Below are 16,283 nucleotides of genomic sequence, written 5' to 3'. Positions count from 1 at the left end.
ATTTTGGAATACTGAAAGTGAGGACATAAAGAAATGAGTACATCTTTAGAAATGGTGACCCAGCTATTTGAACGGGCTGCCCTACTTCTCTTATTCTTGTTCTTCTTAATTAGAATCCCGAGATTTAAGGAATCGCTTCAAAAAGACAAAAACTCGCCACTTGAACTGATTGTCATTACGATTGTTTTCTGCGGCTTTGCTGTTTTTGGTACTTATTCAGGAATTGATGTGGATGGCTCACTCGTGAATGTACGAATTATTGCCATAGTATCTGGCGGGATTTTGTTTGGCCCTTGGGTAGGGATTGTTACAGGGCTTGTCTCAGGGATTCACCGCTATTTGATTGATATTGGCGGCATCACCTCGATTCCATGTCTCATCACAAGTGTTATCGCTGGAGTTGTCTCGGCCTATATCAGTGTCAAGGTCAAAAGATCGCTGCATTGGATTTCGGGGATAGCTGTAGGAATGCTTCTCGAAGTCATGACGATGCTGCTCATCCTTGTTTTTGCTGAGCCCTTTGAGCTTGGTTTAGAAATTGTTACTATTATTGGGCTGCCAATGATTATTGGCGAGGTTAGTATTGGATTCATTGTGATATTGGTAAGGAGCGTCGAAAGTGAGAAGGAAATGATTGCAGCTATGCAGGCCAAATTAGCTTTGGATATTGCCAACAAAACGCTCCCATATTTCCGTTCGATGAACAATAAATCATTGCATACAATATGCAAAATTATCAAAAATGACATCAAAGCAGACGCAGTCGCGATTACCGATACGAGAGATGTTCTTGCATATGTAGGGTTTGGTGAGGAAAGGTATCGAATTGAGCATGAAATAAATAGTGAGTTGACGAAGGCAACGATTCGAAGTGGTGAAATTACGATTCGCAACCGAGCCACGGATAGTAATATGCCGGAAATGAAATGTCTATTGATCATTCCTTTAGCGGAAAGAGGAGAAATTACGGGAACGATGAAAATCTATTACCGCAAAGCATATAAAATCACGTATCCATTACAGACAATGGCAATCGGCTTAGCTCAGATCATTTCAACTCTCATGGAAGTATCTCGGGTTGAACAGATTAAGGAAGCAGCGAATAAGGCAGAGTTGAGAGCTCTTCAGACAAGAATCAATCCGCATTTTCTGTTCAATGCCTTGAATGCTATCGCCTCGACTACGCGCAAAAGCCCTGAAAAGGCACGTGAATTAATCATCAATCTCTCTGGCTATATGCGTTATAATCTAGAGCTGACTGATGAAATGATTGATATTCATAGGGCACTTAAGCAGATACGTGATTATGTGGAAATTGAAAAAGCTAGATTTGGGAACCGATTACAAGTGGAATATGAAATAGATGAAGTGAACGTGCAAATACCAAACCTACTAATTCAGCCATTGGTAGAGAATGCGATCAATCATGGAGTGTTAAAAATGAAGGAACCTGGAGTCGTCACGATAGCCGTCCGAGATCTAAAAGATAAGGTAAGAATTAGTGTGACGGACACGGGTGTCGGAATCAGACAGGAAGTGATTGATAAAATACATCAAGATGATGTTCCTACCAAACAAATTGGCTTATACAATGTCCATCAAAGGGTAAGGCTTATTTATGGGGAAGGTCTGATCATCCGTAGATTATCGCCTGGAACAGAAGTCTACTTTGACATTACAAAAAAGGAGAACGTATGAAAGCGATCATAGTGGAAGATGAGATACTGGCTCGTGAGGAGCTTGAGTATTTAATAAAAAGATATAGTGATATTGAAGTGACGGACTATTTTGAGGATGGACTGGACGTTTTGAAGTATTTAAAGGATCAGGAACCCGATGCTATTTTTTTAGATATCAACATACCCTCACTCGATGGAATGTTTTTAGCAGCAAATATCCATAAGTTCGCTAAAAAGCCGTATATTATTTTCACGACAGCTTATAGGGAGCATGCAGTTCAAGCTTTCGAGCTCGAAGCCTTTGATTATATTTTAAAACCTTATGATGAGAAACGGATAGCCGCTATGTTGACCAAGCTCGAGACTTCTTATAAGCGAAGTCAGCAGGGGCCTGTTTCTGAAGAAAATGAAGCTGCGAATACAGAGACTATCCTTGTTAAGGAACCAGTTGGAACGGTTAATCGTATCAACCTGAGAAAAGACGAGAAAATCATCGTCACAGATGCGAATGATATTTACTATTCTTCTGCGAGTGAAAAGGTAACCCTGGTATTTACAAAAAACGAGAAATACATCATGCCGATGAGTATCACCGAATTTCATTCAAAGCTACCACCGGACCTTTTTTTTCGATGCCACCGTTCATTCTCAGTTAATCTTTCTAAAATTCATGAAATCATCCCTTGGTTTAATCAAACCTATTTGTTGAAATTGAAGGATATGGATGTTGAGATTTCGGTAAGCCGAAGCAAAGTGAAGGAGTTTCGACAAATTATGCGAATCTAGGTGCAATTCATTCCGAATTCGCCGCATTTCATTCTGGAAACGATTTCATTTTTTATTCTGGTGGTATACTTTTTTTATAGACAAAAGAGTTTAACCACAACTAAGAAAGACAGAATGGAAAGAGGAGATCAAGATGAAAACAAGCACAGGTAACCGTTTGCTTATTGTATTAGGTACCATCATTGTCCAGATGGGACTTGGCACAATCTATACATGGAGTTTATTCAATCAACCGTTAGTGGATAAATTTGGCTGGGAGCTAAGCTCAGTGGCGATAACATTTTCAATCACAACCTTTGCCTTGGCAATTGCGACCTTATTTGCCGGAAAGCTACAGGATAAGTGGGGCATACGTCGGTTGGTAGGTTGCGCCGGTATCGTGCTTGGAATCGGGCTAATTCTTAGTTCTCAGGTGTCATCATTATGGATGCTTTATCTATTAGCAGGTTTTATCGTGGGTTTTGCAGATGGAACAGCATACATTACAACCCTATCTAATTTAATTAAATGGTTTCCGAAGAATAAAGGCTTAATATCTGGTATCTCAGTGGGAGCGTATGGGACAGGCAGTTTATTATTTAAATATATTAATGGATCGCTAATTGAGTCAGTCGGTGTGACACAAGCCTTCCTAATTTGGGGAATCATCGTTCTTGTGATGATTTTAGGTGGATCATTCCTTATTAGGGAAGCACAGGCAGTAGAAGTAAGCAAGTTGAATGGGGTAGCGACAAAGGATTACACAGTGAAAGAAATGCTGAAAACAAAGCAAGCCTACTTATTATTTGTGATATTCTTCACAGCTTGTATGAGCGGATTGTATTTAATCGGAATTGTAAAGGATGTAGGTGTAAGCTTAGCAGGTCTTGATATAGCAACAGCAGGAAATGCAGTAGCGTTAGTGGCAATTTTCAATACAACTGGAAGACTTATACTTGGAGCATTATCTGATAAAGTTGGTCGTTTAAAAGTAGTTTCAGTCACATTTCTCGTTATGGCAACGGCGGTTACGATCCTGAGCTTCGCTGACTTGAATTACGGCTTATTCTTTGGCTGTGTTGCGGCAATCGCATTTTGCTTCGGCGGAAATATCACCATATTTCCAGCTATCGTCGCCGACTTCTTCGGTTTGAAAAACCAAAGTAAAAACTATGGTATAATTTATCAAGGCTTTGGAATTGGGGCGTTAGCAGGGTCATTCATTGCCGCAATGCTTGGAGGATTCGTACCAACTTTTACGGTGATTGCCGTACTATGCGTGATTTCTTTCTTAATTGCTATCACTCTAAAGGTTCCTGTCCAAGTGGAGTCACACCCTGAGCGTACAAACAGCAAGGATAAAATGCGTCACATGAGGCCTGATACTAAGCTAAATTAATGAATAGCATCTATGAAAGTGAATTAAGCAAAAAAACCTTCACTTTTCTAGGGTATGAATTTATCCGCAACATCCGACGCATAGATCCAAAGAAACTTCGGAAATTCAAAGAAAAAATGAAAAAGAAAACACACAAGAATCAAACTATAGATATAGGGCTACTCATAAAAGAGCAACTTAATCCTCTCATTAGAGGATGGGGAAATTACTTTGGAAAACGAAATGTGAAAACACTCTTTAAAAACTTGGATTCATAGATACGAAGAAGGGTAAGGATGGTTCAACTAAAAAGTTGGAGGCATGTAAAAAGCCTGTATCGGGATCTTAGAAAGAAAGGGTGGAATGAAAGTAGCTTGAGAGGTACGAGAATGTTCGCCTGGAGGAGTTCAAAAAGCTCCATGATACATGGAGCCTTGGACAATCAGTACCTTATAAAACTTGGATTGGTCAGTCTTGAGTCTAGATATATGCCCCTTGTAACAAATGGGAATTAGTGAAAGGATTCGTATGCGAAGATCCGCACGTACGGATCAGTAAGAGGGGTGGTCAAAAATGACAACCCCTACTCGATTTCAGGGACCAATCGGTCCAGATCGCTCTGGTAGCCATTCTTTATAATAAGTAGGAAGTGTATCATCGTAATGCATTTGGGCATGACCACTTTCTAATAGATGTAATGTTTTATCAGTACTTGAAACGGCACCCATAATCGGATCAATCATCGCTTTAGGCACGAGTCGATCACTTTGGCTTGCAATGACTAATAAATTAGCTTTTATTTTATTTAGTTTTGCTTTTTTTCCTCGAATCTTAAGTGTTCCTTTAATCAATTTATTACCAATTATGAGATCATCCGCCATCTGCTTTATTGTTCCTGCCGTTAGTGGAATATGATCATTTGTCCAGGCATTAAAACGCCGCCATCTTTTCACATATTCTTCATCATCCGCCCGATATAATAAGGACAGCAAAGGAGACACATAAACGGGAGAAGTCATCAGTCGCATACCGGACTTAACGGCTTTAGCTGGTACAATTTGAAATACATCCAAAATCTCATCAAACGAGACTCTTCCTTCACGCAGTGCTTCAGTCCATTGATCAAACTGGGGTACTGATTCGAAATCGATTGGAGAAACCGTTAAGATTAAATTTTTTATTGGCTCCTCTGCAATCGCTGCATACATGGCAGCTAATGTACCACCAATACAAGAACCAAGTAAGGTAATTTCCTCTGCACCGGAATGTCTAAGAACTCGCTGTACTCCTTTTTGAATATAATCCAATATATACTCATCTAACGAAATGTTTCCATCTTCGTACCCAGGAATTCCGAAATCTAATAAATAGATGTCATATCCTTCTTTACCAAAAGCTTCTATCAAACTATTACCAGGACCTAAATCAAAAATATAAGGCTGATTTATTAATGAATAAACGATAACAATTGGTACGCTGTATCGTTTTTTCTTAGCTGGATAATGCCATAATGTTGCCTTATTCTTTTTCCAGACAGCTACTCTCGGAGTCATCCCTATTTGTGGCATTTCTTGATTTTTGATGTCTAAGAAACTTTGCAATCTCGATGCTTTTTTTGGATTAGATTTTCGCTTTTCCAATTAAATTCCCCATCTCATTTGCATTATCTCCAGAAAAGAGGGAAGTTAGTAAAATCTTTTTTAGTCGTTTTTTTCTTTCATCTGCAGATGTTTTGTTATTAGCCATGTTAATTTGAGGGTTTTTTTGAAACAGGGAAGTCAGGGTTTCGTCTAATTTATCAAGTTTTTCTTCAAGTTGAACGGTCATTTTAGCGATATTAGCTACATCTTTTTTTGTAGGAAAATTAAGAGCAATGGACAACGAGTCTACAATTTCTTGGTTTCTTTTAATTTGCGGGGCAATTTGATTAGAGTATAAACTTGCGAGTTCAATGATTTCTTTTTTATTCAATGAATCTTGAATTTTCTTATTAATCTTTCGTTCTGCATTGGTTCCGTGTTTCTTCAATTCATAATAAACATCCCGTTTTTTAGCCATCATGATCTTCCTTTCATATAGTTTACACGAGTGCTGTAATTCCGCCATCGACAACCAATACATGACCAATCACATAATCAGATGCCTTTGAGGCAAGGAAAATAGCAGCACCTTTTAAATCCTCTTGATTTCCGAAACGTCCTGCCGGCATATTCCCGAGAATATCAAAATTTGTTTGCGCAATAATTTTTTGTGTGATTTTTGTAGGAAAGAAACCAGGGGCAATCGCATTTACTTGTATCCCATGTCTTGCAAGTTTGACGCCTAAGTCTTTCGTAAAGGTAATCACTGCTCCTTTACTTGTGTTATAAGCAATAGTGTCTAATAATTCAGGGGCAGTACCTCCAAATCCATTCACAGAGGCTATATTAATAATTTTTCCAGATTGCTGTTTGATCATGACTGCTGCGACTGCTTGAGAAAATAAGAAAGTACCGGTTACGTTAACATCCATTACTTTTTTCCATTGATGCTCTTTAAGATCAAGCATAGGAGATACCCAGGATGTACCGCTATTGTTCACTAAAATATCGATTGAACCAAATTCTGCAACAGATTCACTCACAACATGATCGATATCGGCTTTTTTTGTAATATCACATTGAAAAGCAAGCACTTTGACCCCCATTTTACTAAGTTCTTCTTTGGCAGCCTCACACGCCGTAATGTCGCGGGAGGCAATTACGATATTGGCACCAGCTTCAGCTAAGGCACTCGCAATCTGTAACCCAAGACCGCGGCCACCCCCTGTAATAATAGCTGATTTTCCAGTTAAATCGAATCGATTCATCTATAAACCTCCAATCCATTTACCTTTCTTAATAGTATAGACAAGCACACCCCAACGTGTGCGTAAAAATAACCATCTGCCCCCGCCAATTTTTTTGTGGAGTATTGAGGTCAGTGAATGACTTTACGCACTTCAAGAAACACATCTGTTGCAATATGTGTAGTGAAACGCTAATGTTAAAGAATAAGGAAGCTCAATGTACATCAGTGTTGTTCAAACAATTTTAAAAAATAGATAAATGAAAGAAACTTCTTAGATCCAAAACAAAATCATGTGTCGGCGATGGAAGGTGAGAAGATGAAGGGTATCGTTTTATTTGATGGAGAATGTAATTTTTGTGATAAAAGTGTGCAGTTCATCATCAAACGTGATCCAAAAGGGTATTATAATTTCGCATCAATCCAAAGTACATTAGGGCAAGATCTTTTAAAAAAGTACAATCTTGATTCAAACATGGACAGCTTTGTCCTTATAGAACATAATAAAGCCTATGAAAAGTCCGCAGCTGCACTTAGAATCACCAAAAACTTAAGATGGTGCTGGAAATTTCTTTACCCTTTAATTCTTGTTCCTGTACCATTTCGAAATTGGATTTATGGGGTCATCGCTAAAAATAGATATAAATGGTTCGGCAAAAAAGATCAATGTGTAATTCCTTCTCCAGAAATTAGGAAGCGATTTTTAGATTAATGGGGATGAGAAAAAGCAGAGTAGTCGTGAACCGCACCTCCAATTGTTAGACACAATCTAACAATTGGAGGTGCGGTTTTTTATGACAAAGTTTAAGTTAGAACTAAAATGGATGCTTGTAGTACGCTTTAGAAGCGGAAATGAAAGTGCGATAGAAATCCTCATTAGTTTTTTTACAAAATCCTAATCTCGCTTACATCTTCAAACTAAACAATTGTACCTCAAGCTATTTGATTAAGCTCTTCTAAAAACACCAATTTTTCATTTAAGCAAAAATCTTGAAAGTCAAAGAAGGTCAAGGTATAATAAGGTCAAAGATAGTCAAAGTTAAAATTCGAAACAATTAAGGGGGAGTACAGTATGTACTGTGAAATTTGTCAAGATAAACAAGCTAATATTCAAGTTTATATGGTTGTCAACGGTCAGCAGCATGACGTGAAATTGTGCTCCACATGTTATAAAAAAGAATCAAATAAATTATCAGCGATGAATGAGGAGATGTCTTCATTCAACCCAGATTTCTTTAAAGCATTCAATCAACATCTAAATCATATAAATAGTCATAATCAAGCTACGAAACAAACGGAACATAAAGGTGGAGGATTACTTGACGAATATGGCCGAAACTTAACGGATGTAGCAAAAGTTGGTCTTATTGATCCAGTCATCGGTAGGGAAGAAGAAGTGAGACGCGTTATTGAAATATTAAACCGCCGGAATAAGAACAACCCCGTATTGATCGGGGAGCCAGGTGTTGGTAAAACGGCGATTGCTGAAGGATTGGCCTTGAAAATTGTAGTGGGGGATGTTCCGGTAAAATTACGAACGAAAGAAGTGTATACACTTGATGTTGCTTCGCTTGTATCCAACACCGGAATACGTGGACAATTCGAAGAACGCATGAAACAGCTAATTTCTGAATTGCAGGATAGAAAAAATGTCATCTTATTTATTGACGAAATTCACCAAATTGTTGGTGCGGGTTCTGCAGAAGGCTCCATGGATGCTGGTAATATACTAAAACCTGCTTTAGCACGTGGTGAACTTCAGCTTGTCGGTGCGACAACTCTATCAGAGTATCGAAAAATTGAGAAAGATGGGGCACTAGAACGTCGTTTCCAACCCATAACTGTTAACGAACCAAGTATTGCTGATGCGATAACGATTTTACAAGGACTAAAATCAAACTATGAAAACTATCATGAAGTTGAATACAGTGAAGCAGCGCTTAAAGCAGCGGTTACGCTATCACATCGTTATATTCAAGATCGTTTTCTTCCAGATAAGGCGATAGATTTAATGGATGAAGCAGGTTCAAAATTGAACTTAAAGATAGAAGCAAGGGATCAAGAGAATATCCAAGCCCGTTTGGCGCAAATTTTCCAAGAAAAAGAACAAGCACTTAAAGAGGAAAATTATGAAGATGCTGCTAAATTACGAGACGAGGAAGAAAAACTAGGCAAGCTCCTACAAAAAGAAAATCCGGAAAGCCCAATTGTCACAGTAGAGGACATACAAGCCATTATTGAGCAAAAAACCGGCATTCCTGTCGGCAAATTACAGGAAGATGAACAGCAGAAAATGTTACATTTGCAAGAAGAACTAGCGAAGAAAGTCATTGGTCAGGAAGAAGCTGTGAAAAAAGTAGCCAAAGCAATCCGAAGAAGCCGTGCTGGATTGAAATCAAAAACACGTCCGATTGGTTCCTTCCTTTTTGTAGGGCCTACTGGCGTTGGGAAAACCGAACTTTCAAAATCACTAGCAAGTGAGTTATTCGGTTCTAAAGATGCGATGATTCGACTAGACATGAGCGAATTCATGGAAAAACATAGTGTATCAAAACTAATTGGTTCTCCACCAGGTTATGTAGGGCATGAAGAGGCAGGACAATTGACCGAGAGTGTTCGTCGTAAACCGTATAGCATTATTCTTCTTGATGAAATTGAAAAAGCCCATCCTGATGTAATGCATATATTTTTACAAATCTTAGAAGATGGGCGTCTAACGGATAGTCAAGGGCGAACCGTTAACTTTAAAGATACAGTCATAATCATGACAAGTAATGCCGGTGTTAGAGAAAAACAAAATGTCATGGGTTTTGGAACAAGTACTGTAGCTGAGGAAGCAAGTATTCTGCAATCACTCGGCAGTTTCTTTAAGCCTGAATTCTTAAACCGTTTCGACAACATCATTGAATTCGCAGCACTGAAAAAAGATGACCTATTGCAAATTGTTGACTTACTGTTACAAGAACTGTATGAAACAATTGAAGCACAAGATCTTTCAATAGAAGTGACAGAAGAAGCAAAAGAAAAACTTGTGGATCTCGGATATCATCCAGCTTACGGGGCACGTCCTCTTCGCAGAATGATTCAAGAACAATTGGAAGATGGGATTGCAGATTTTATATTTGAACAACCTGAAGTAAAAAGCTTTAAGGCAATTGTAGAAAATAACAAAATGAAAATTGTGGAAAAATAAACGATGAACGAGGCTGTTCCGTAACGAAAGGATCAGAACCCCACATCTACTAGATATCGCTTATAATGTGTAAATGACACAATAAGCGGTGATAGAGTGTGAGGTTAGACCCTTTGGGACAACCTCGTTTTTGAGTTCGGAAAATCAGTCTTCTATTGCCCCCTTCACATCGTAAAGCTCTAATTCAATATCCAATGGCAAATCAAGTGCGAGCTTTGCCATTTGCAATCCGATATAAGGCCCCATTGTCAGTCCTGAAGCTCCTAGGCCGTTTGCGACTATTAGTCCATCCCAACCTGGCATAGATCCGATAATTGGAAGGAATCCAGGTGTAAACGGACGGAAACCGACCCGCGCTTCTAAAAACGTACTATCCGATAGACCAGGTGCTATATCCAATGCTTTATCCATCACGTCCTTCATTCCACCTACTGTCAAGCGTGTATCATACATCACCGTGTTTTCATGCGTAGCACCCACCACAATTTTCTGATTATCGAATGCGAGCATATATTGGTCATTCGGTGGCATAACGACCGGCCAAGCGCTTGTTTCTGTTTCTGGCAGTTCTAAATGAACGATTTGTGCTTTTTGGAAGCTTACTTGAAAGTTAATTCCTAATGGCTGGAATAATTGATTGGCCCATGCACCAGCACATACAATCACTTTACTTGCTACTAGCTTCTGATCATGTACTTGAACTCCAGTAACTCGCTTTCCTTCAAATTGAAGAACAGCATCTCCATAAACAAGTTTTGCTCCGTTTTTTTTTGCCGCCCGAAGCAATGAATCTCTCAGCGAACGACCATCTACTCTAGCCGCACCGTTGACATGTAGCGAAGCATATTCTTCTGAAAGCGGAGGGAATAGGCGATTTGTTTCTGTTTCCGAGAGTTTGACGATTTTCCCGATTTCAGGTGCATCATCTTTTCGCTTTAAAGCGCGTTTTTCCATGGCATTAATTTTTTCTTCATCCTTATGTATACTAATCGCTCCAACTCGAGCATAACCGGTTTCCATTTCTCCATCTTTTTCAAGTTCGTCAATTAATTCAGGATAAAAACGTGCACCTGACTTCGCAAGCTGATACCATGCTTGATTTCGGCGCTGCGATAGCCAAGGGCAAACAATTCCTGCCGCCGCATCTGTCGCTTGACCAGCATCTTTGCGGTCGACAATGATGACTTCCGAACCCATTTTTGAAAGCTGATAAGCGGTTGATGCTCCAAGAATTCCAGCTCCAACGATAATAAACTTTTGCATATAAAACATCCTTTTCTTACAATTTCAATATGATCATTATATACCTATTTACTAGAACGTCACAGTCTCTGCCAAGATTGAATCGAAAATCATTCCGTTCCTTGTGTAAAGTATTGTATAATCAGTTGCAAGGTTAGAGCGACATGAGGAGGATTATTATTTTGATAAAAAACAAATTGGAACAATATATAGCGGAAGAATTAAGAAAGGGCGATACAAAGAAGATTGAATTATACAAGGAAGAAAAAGAGTATGCTGAAACATATCAACTCATTGATCTAAATACAATATATGTAGAAGAGAAGAAAGATGAAATGCGTTTTGCTGATGTTTATATCGAAAGAAGCGATAAAGAATCGGAAGATCTCATTGCAGAAGAAAACAGTGCTTTTTTAACTCAATCCCTTGATTTTTTGAAAAAAAATCAGAAGGAGTTTATGTATTTTGAGTCTGATTCATTTGATTTAATTGGGGTTGAATCTGTGTCACTTGAACTTGATGATGTGTTTGGTACATACGATGTAATGCTTGGCCTAAAGCAACAGAAAAAAATGGGTCCTGTCATTAAACAATTACTGGAAAAACATCTTGGTGATTCAACATCTTTTGATTTACTATTCAACCAAGGAGATGGTATGTGGGATCTGAATTTTTCATTGAATCCTCTCTCTGATTTTAAAGAGGAACTATCGATCGGGGAAGCACTTCAACTTATTTACCGTTTCTTATTTACATTAGTTGCAGAAGTCGAAGTGGCAAAGTAAAAGAGAGATTGGCTATACGAAAAGTGGAGGATTTGCCGATACACTTATAGTTTTCTATCTCCAATAACTATGAAAAAACAGCCCATTAAATTTTATTTAGGGCTGTTTTTTCATAGTTAAAGGGGTACTTCAAGCTGTTCTTTCTGTTTTCTATCTAAGGAATCTATAAATGTTCGGATTATTTTCATTGAATACTGAAATACAGGGCTTTGAATAAACGTATAAATAAATGTCATAACAAACACTGGACCTCCCAAAATAAACCCGATGATCAGAACCAGTGTTTCTACGACAATCCTAGCGCGACTTACAGATAATCCCGTTTTATCAGATACCGATAGCATAAATCCATCCCGTGGACCTGCTCCAAACCCGCAAGCTACATACATACCACCGCCAATCCCGGTGATTGTAACTCCAGATAATAGAATTAGCAAATTTAACCATAAATGCTCCGTTGCATGGGGAAGAATATTAAGCCATAAGAAAAAATCCATGATTGGACCTATCAGTAATGCATTAAAAAATGTACCGACACTAATGTATCTTTTGTCAATAATAAAGACAATAAATACCAGTATTAGTCCACAAATTACATTCCATGTTCCAATCGTCATGCCAAAACGTTGAAACATGGCAACATTAAGAACCTCCCAAGGGTGCAAGCCGAGAAATTTCACATTGACCGCAATCGCATTCCCTAATCCAAATAATATTAAGCCTAGGAAAAATATAAAATAGCGAAAAAAACGCAAACCCATTAACTCACCTCTAACTTGTATATATACCCATTACTTTAAAACACCAGAAGGGAAAGAACAAGTGAAAAATGGAATGGTTTCCATGATGGCTTTTTCACAAGCAATTATAACGTTGCATAAGAAGATCCTTTAATTAGCTCTCTTGTGATAACATTCCTCTAATCATGAAGTGTAAACAGGCTTTAAGTTTATAGAGATAGAAATGAATGTATCAAACTCCTTATGAATGTCCGGATTGTCCTTCTATATTATCTCCATTTGAAATCCCCAATTAATTTACTCAATTGTTTTAAAATTTAATTGGCGTATTTAAGAAAATAAGAACTCGAAAGAGTAGATAACAGTATGGTTTCCCGAGCACTATAAGATTGATAATCTCCACCTTCTATTACAACATATTTATAATGAAGAGACTTATTACTAATTACCACTTCTTGATGGAGATATTTTAGCTTTTATACCTAGATAAAACGTGAATTGTTCATAATCTTAATTCAAATGTTTTACATAAAGTACGATAGGGAAGAAGGGAGGTAACATATACTTAAAGAATTGGTGGTGAAATGACAATTAAAGCCCTTATACTCAATTGTACATTGAAGAGAAGCTCGGAAAAATCAAATACCCTTGCATTGGTCGAAGAAGTACCGATCTTTTTCAACGGTAAAGATATTGAAACAGAAATCTTGAATAAACATGGTTTGCTTAAATGAATTTTTTTAGAATGGACCTTCTTTTTAATAAGATTGAAGGTCTCTTTTTTTTGTAAACAATAGTACGTAACTGAACAAAAATAATAATATATTTCCATTGAAAATTACAATTAAATTATTAACGATAAGATATGTAAAAAATATTGTCTGTATTTTCGGAATTATGATACAATATTTATAAATGAAGGAGGTAATATAAATGTCTGAAAATTACGAAGTATCTATTTCTAATTATGAAAGCGTTATCAATGATGTGATTAACAAAATGGAAGAAGTTAGAATAAGATTTAAGAAAGCGGCTGTTCCCTATGTAAAGGAGTGGATGGGACATACGGCCAGAAATGAAATTAAAGAAAACCCAGAATTAGCAGAAAAAGTTGGCGAAAAAAGACTAAAGGAATTAAAGTCTGAAGTTAACGCTTTAATCGAAAATGCTGCCAGTTTAATTGATGTACATCTCGACAATACTACTATTTGGTGGCATTTAAATGATCAGCAGGATAGATCATATTATGAAAATAACAGAATTCCCGATGATATCGAAAAAGCAATTAAATATATATTTGGGCAATTGGGAGTGGTTCTTTCTAAAGACGGATTTATAAATCTTTCATCTACTTCTGGGCAACAAAAATATAAAGCGTGGATTGAAAGTGGAAATAAATATATGGATGAGAAGCCGATATTCCCATATGCAATAATTATACCTAAAGAGATGAAAGCTATTTTTATTGAATACCAAACACTGATAAAATCAGCACAAGAGAAAATAAAAACAATTGAAGCCCTGAAAAAAGAACAAAAACAAACCGAAGTTGCAGCACTTTGGGATTCACTATAAAGATATTTAATAAAAACTACATAGGTAGTGTATAAATGTAGTGTATAAAAAAATATAAAGTGAAACTTCAATCGGGATTTTACGGGCAAGTTATCTCCCACCTACGCTTCCTTGATTCCTCTAAACCTTGAGGTTAGGGAAATACTGCCCGTTAATGCGAGATAAATAACTATATATAATCTATTGAATATGAAAAATTTAGAAACAGCACATTTAAGGTGTTGTTTTTTCTTTTGCAGAAGTCTTTTTGATTGGTTTTAGGTCTTGTTTTATACAAAAATATAAGTATTTTTTAATTTCCGACCCTCTTCGTTTGAATTTTTATTCACTTTTTGTTAAGGTAAACAAGTACTTCCGGGTTACACAATTAGTAAATTATGGACTAAGTCAAACCTTGGGAGTAAAAATAACCATTATATATCAGTTGATGTATGCTGTATCTGCTAGTTTCCTCAATTGTGATTGTACCTCTTTCCCTACTCGAAATGCTCATTTAATCACAAACTTACTTAAAGCAAAAATTGCTTACGGGAATCTTTTTTTTCAATTTTGGTGTCTAGCGCAAGCAGCTGACCTCTCGAGTCGCGTCAAGCAAAGCCTTGACGGCAAGCACAGGATCACCTGAGTTCGTCATTCTCAAAGACGCGGTATTCCTTAGTCGAAATATTAATCGAAGTATGTGGGTCAGAACGAAGGAGACATATGGAGGTGGCACTTAGCGCTTCTTCTATTATCTCGAGTGTGCTGACTTCGGCGTCTGAATGGATATAGCAATTCCTAGTCGAAGTTTCATATAGGCGCTTGCACGTTTTATGATTAATCATCATAAAACGAGAAAAATTCGGCAAAACTGAATACGATATGGGCAACTATTAGAATGAGGTGACTTGATGAATCCGTATGTAGAAGTCAGGAATGTCTCGAAAATATTTGGCAAATCTCCAAAAGCGGCCATTGATTTATTGAAGCAAGGCAAATCAAAAAAGGAAATTTTGAAAGAAACAGGTCAAACTGTCGGGGTTAATAATATTAATTTCGAAATTTACCCCGGTGAAATTTTCGTTATTATGGGGTTATCAGGAAGTGGGAAATCCACTCTAATTCGCATGTTTAATCGATTGATTGATCCAACAATTGGAGAAATCTTGATTGAAAATGAAGATATTGTGAAGATGAATGCAAATCGATTAAGAGAAGTAAGGCAAAAGAAAATAAGCATGGTCTTTCAAAATTTTGCACTATTTCCTCATAAAACGATTTTGGAAAACACCGAATATGGGCTCGAAATTCAAAAAGTAGATCCCAATGTTCGTAAAGAAAAGGCGATGAATGCGCTTGAAGTCGTTGGCTTAAAAGGGTATGAAAACCAGCTTCCATCACAGCTTAGTGGTGGAATGCAACAAAGGGTAGGTCTTGCACGGGCACTAGCTAGTGACACAGATGTCTTATTGATGGATGAAGCTTTTAGTGCACTCGATCCATTAATTCGTAAAGACATGCAAGATGAATTACTCGAAATACAAGAACAATACAAAAAAACGATTATTTTTATTACTCATGACCTTGATGAAGCGTTAAGAATAGGTGACAGAATTGCCTTGATGAAAGATGGCAGTGTCATTCAACTCGGTACACCTGAACAAATAATGATGAATCCTGCAAATGAATTTGTTGAAAAATTTGTTGAAGATGTGGACTTATCCAAAGTATTAACGGCATCACATGTTATGAAACGTCCAGAGAAAATCGGTGTAGACCGAGGACCAAGGGTTGCACTGGAAATTATGCGAAAACAAGGATATTCCAGCATATTTGTTGTGGATCGTAAGCAGAAGCTATTAGGGGCGTTGACTGCCGAAGAAGCACGTCAGGCAATTGATCAGAATCAATCCATTTCTGAAGTGATGACAACTGATATCCCAACCGTTACAGAAGATTCATTACTTGTAGATCTTATGGACGTGATGGCAACCTCAAGTCTACCGATATCGGTCATAGATGCAGAGAATAGAATTAAAGGGATTATTATTCGTGGAGCTGTAATAGGTGCTTTAGCGGGTAATAAAGATTCTTTGAACGAGATGGAGAGTGATTGATTAA

The 16,283-nt window shown here is 37.5% G+C and carries 15 protein-coding genes; 10 read left to right on the top strand and 5 right to left on the bottom strand.

Annotated features, from left to right (window positions below; genetic code table 11):
* The first annotated feature begins 33 nt into the window (after positions 1–33).
* The 4 genes from AC625_RS13010 (at position 34) to AC625_RS28605 (ending at position 4,100) form a co-directional block, all read left to right on the top strand.
* Positions 34–1,698, top strand: coding sequence for a sensor histidine kinase (locus AC625_RS13010; protein WP_082191092.1), 1,665 nt, complete (start codon positions 34–36; stop codon positions 1,696–1,698).
* Complete coding sequence (locus AC625_RS13005) at positions 1,695–2,465, top strand: LytR/AlgR family response regulator transcription factor (RefSeq protein ID WP_049681653.1); 771 nt, start codon at positions 1,695–1,697, stop codon at positions 2,463–2,465. Before AC625_RS13010 ends, AC625_RS13005 begins: the two co-directional genes overlap by 4 nt.
* Positions 2,466–2,598: 133 nt before the next feature.
* Complete coding sequence (locus tag AC625_RS13000) at positions 2,599–3,843, top strand: L-lactate MFS transporter (RefSeq protein ID WP_049681652.1); 1,245 nt, start codon at positions 2,599–2,601, stop codon at positions 3,841–3,843.
* Positions 3,843–4,100, top strand: a complete 258-nt coding sequence (locus tag AC625_RS28605; RefSeq protein WP_049681651.1) for a group II intron maturase-specific domain-containing protein — start codon at positions 3,843–3,845, stop codon at positions 4,098–4,100. Before AC625_RS13000 ends, AC625_RS28605 begins: the two co-directional genes overlap by 1 nt.
* 315 nt (positions 4,101–4,415) lie before the next feature.
* On the opposite strand, the gene AC625_RS12985 is transcribed toward AC625_RS28605, so the two are convergent.
* Genes AC625_RS12985 through AC625_RS12975 form a run of 3 tightly spaced genes read right to left on the bottom strand, consistent with a single transcriptional unit; the run spans position 4,416 to position 6,670 of the window.
* Positions 4,416–5,462 (bottom strand): alpha/beta fold hydrolase, encoded by a 1,047-nt coding sequence (locus AC625_RS12985; RefSeq protein ID WP_156187530.1) that lies wholly within the window; start codon positions 5,460–5,462, stop codon positions 4,416–4,418.
* On the bottom strand, positions 5,443–5,880 hold the full coding sequence (locus AC625_RS12980; protein WP_049681649.1) for a hypothetical protein: 438 nt from the start codon (positions 5,878–5,880) through the stop codon (positions 5,443–5,445). Before AC625_RS12980 ends, AC625_RS12985 begins: the two co-directional genes overlap by 20 nt.
* Before the next feature lie 22 nt (positions 5,881–5,902).
* Positions 5,903–6,670, bottom strand: coding sequence for an SDR family oxidoreductase (locus tag AC625_RS12975; protein ID WP_049681648.1), 768 nt, complete (start codon positions 6,668–6,670; stop codon positions 5,903–5,905).
* Positions 6,671–6,967: 297 nt separating this feature from the next.
* Between AC625_RS12975 and AC625_RS12970 the strand changes: the two genes are divergently transcribed.
* On the top strand, positions 6,968–7,360 hold the full coding sequence (locus tag AC625_RS12970) for a thiol-disulfide oxidoreductase DCC family protein (protein WP_049681647.1): 393 nt from the start codon (positions 6,968–6,970) through the stop codon (positions 7,358–7,360).
* Between the two features lie 360 nt (positions 7,361–7,720).
* Positions 7,721–9,841 (top strand): ATP-dependent Clp protease ATP-binding subunit, encoded by a 2,121-nt coding sequence (locus AC625_RS12965; protein WP_049681646.1) that lies wholly within the window; start codon positions 7,721–7,723, stop codon positions 9,839–9,841.
* 144 nt (positions 9,842–9,985) lie between these two features.
* Here AC625_RS12965 and AC625_RS12960 read toward each other — a convergent pair whose 3' ends face one another.
* On the bottom strand, positions 9,986–11,104 hold the full coding sequence (locus AC625_RS12960) for an NAD(P)/FAD-dependent oxidoreductase (protein WP_049681645.1): 1,119 nt from the start codon (positions 11,102–11,104) through the stop codon (positions 9,986–9,988).
* A gap of 161 nt (positions 11,105–11,265) precedes the next feature.
* Here AC625_RS12960 and AC625_RS12955 point away from each other — a divergent pair, with 161 nt between their 5' ends.
* Positions 11,266–11,868, top strand: a complete 603-nt coding sequence (locus AC625_RS12955) for a hypothetical protein (RefSeq protein WP_049681644.1) — start codon at positions 11,266–11,268, stop codon at positions 11,866–11,868.
* A gap of 116 nt (positions 11,869–11,984) precedes the next feature.
* Here the strand turns inward: AC625_RS12955 and AC625_RS12950 are convergent, their stop codons facing one another.
* Positions 11,985–12,629 (bottom strand): YczE/YyaS/YitT family protein, encoded by a 645-nt coding sequence (locus tag AC625_RS12950; RefSeq protein ID WP_049681643.1) that lies wholly within the window; start codon positions 12,627–12,629, stop codon positions 11,985–11,987.
* A gap of 563 nt (positions 12,630–13,192) precedes the next feature.
* On the opposite strand from AC625_RS12950, the gene AC625_RS26800 reads away from it, so the two are divergent.
* The 3 genes from AC625_RS26800 to AC625_RS12940 all read left to right on the top strand — a co-directional run bounded on the left by AC625_RS26800 (position 13,193) and on the right by AC625_RS12940 (position 16,279).
* The gene (locus tag AC625_RS26800) at positions 13,193–13,342 is read left to right on the top strand and encodes a hypothetical protein (RefSeq protein WP_156187529.1); all 150 of its coding nucleotides are present in this window, start codon (positions 13,193–13,195) and stop codon (positions 13,340–13,342) included.
* Between the two features lie 199 nt (positions 13,343–13,541).
* Positions 13,542–14,183, top strand: coding sequence for a hypothetical protein (locus tag AC625_RS12945; RefSeq protein ID WP_049681642.1), 642 nt, complete (start codon positions 13,542–13,544; stop codon positions 14,181–14,183).
* An 890-nt stretch (positions 14,184–15,073) separates the two neighbouring features.
* Positions 15,074–16,279, top strand: coding sequence for a quaternary amine ABC transporter ATP-binding protein (locus AC625_RS12940; protein ID WP_049681641.1), 1,206 nt, complete (start codon positions 15,074–15,076; stop codon positions 16,277–16,279).
* Positions 16,280–16,283: the final 4 nt, after the last annotated feature.

The organism is Peribacillus loiseleuriae (assembly GCF_001183985.1).
In the GTDB taxonomy this organism is placed as follows: Bacteria; Bacillota; Bacilli; order Bacillales; family DSM-1321; genus Peribacillus; species Peribacillus loiseleuriae.
This window is presented reverse-complemented; position numbering and strand designations above follow the sequence as displayed.

What these genes read in the sequence shown, in the direction of transcription:
- AC625_RS12970 (WP_049681647.1), top strand. Translation starts at nt 6,968, where the DNA reads ATGAAGGGTATCGTTTTATTTGATGGAGAATGTAATTTTTGTGATAAA.
- AC625_RS12965 (WP_049681646.1), top strand. Translation starts at nt 7,721, where the DNA reads ATGTACTGTGAAATTTGTCAAGATAAACAAGCTAATATTCAAGTTTAT.
- AC625_RS12945 (WP_049681642.1), top strand. Translation starts at nt 13,542, where the DNA reads ATGTCTGAAAATTACGAAGTATCTATTTCTAATTATGAAAGCGTTATC.
- AC625_RS26800 (WP_156187529.1), top strand. Translation starts at nt 13,193, where the DNA reads ATGACAATTAAAGCCCTTATACTCAATTGTACATTGAAGAGAAGCTCG.
- AC625_RS12960 (WP_049681645.1), bottom strand. Translation starts at nt 11,104, where the DNA reads ATGCAAAAGTTTATTATCGTTGGAGCTGGAATTCTTGGAGCATCAACC.
- AC625_RS12975 (WP_049681648.1), bottom strand. Translation starts at nt 6,670, where the DNA reads ATGAATCGATTCGATTTAACTGGAAAATCAGCTATTATTACAGGGGGT.
- AC625_RS28605 (WP_049681651.1), top strand. Translation starts at nt 3,843, where the DNA reads ATGAATAGCATCTATGAAAGTGAATTAAGCAAAAAAACCTTCACTTTT.
- AC625_RS13005 (WP_049681653.1), top strand. Translation starts at nt 1,695, where the DNA reads ATGAAAGCGATCATAGTGGAAGATGAGATACTGGCTCGTGAGGAGCTT.
- AC625_RS12980 (WP_049681649.1), bottom strand. Translation starts at nt 5,880, where the DNA reads ATGGCTAAAAAACGGGATGTTTATTATGAATTGAAGAAACACGGAACC.
- AC625_RS12950 (WP_049681643.1), bottom strand. Translation starts at nt 12,629, where the DNA reads ATGGGTTTGCGTTTTTTTCGCTATTTTATATTTTTCCTAGGCTTAATA.
- AC625_RS13010 (WP_082191092.1), top strand. Translation starts at nt 34, where the DNA reads ATGAGTACATCTTTAGAAATGGTGACCCAGCTATTTGAACGGGCTGCC.
- AC625_RS12940 (WP_049681641.1), top strand. Translation starts at nt 15,074, where the DNA reads ATGAATCCGTATGTAGAAGTCAGGAATGTCTCGAAAATATTTGGCAAA.
- AC625_RS13000 (WP_049681652.1), top strand. Translation starts at nt 2,599, where the DNA reads ATGAAAACAAGCACAGGTAACCGTTTGCTTATTGTATTAGGTACCATC.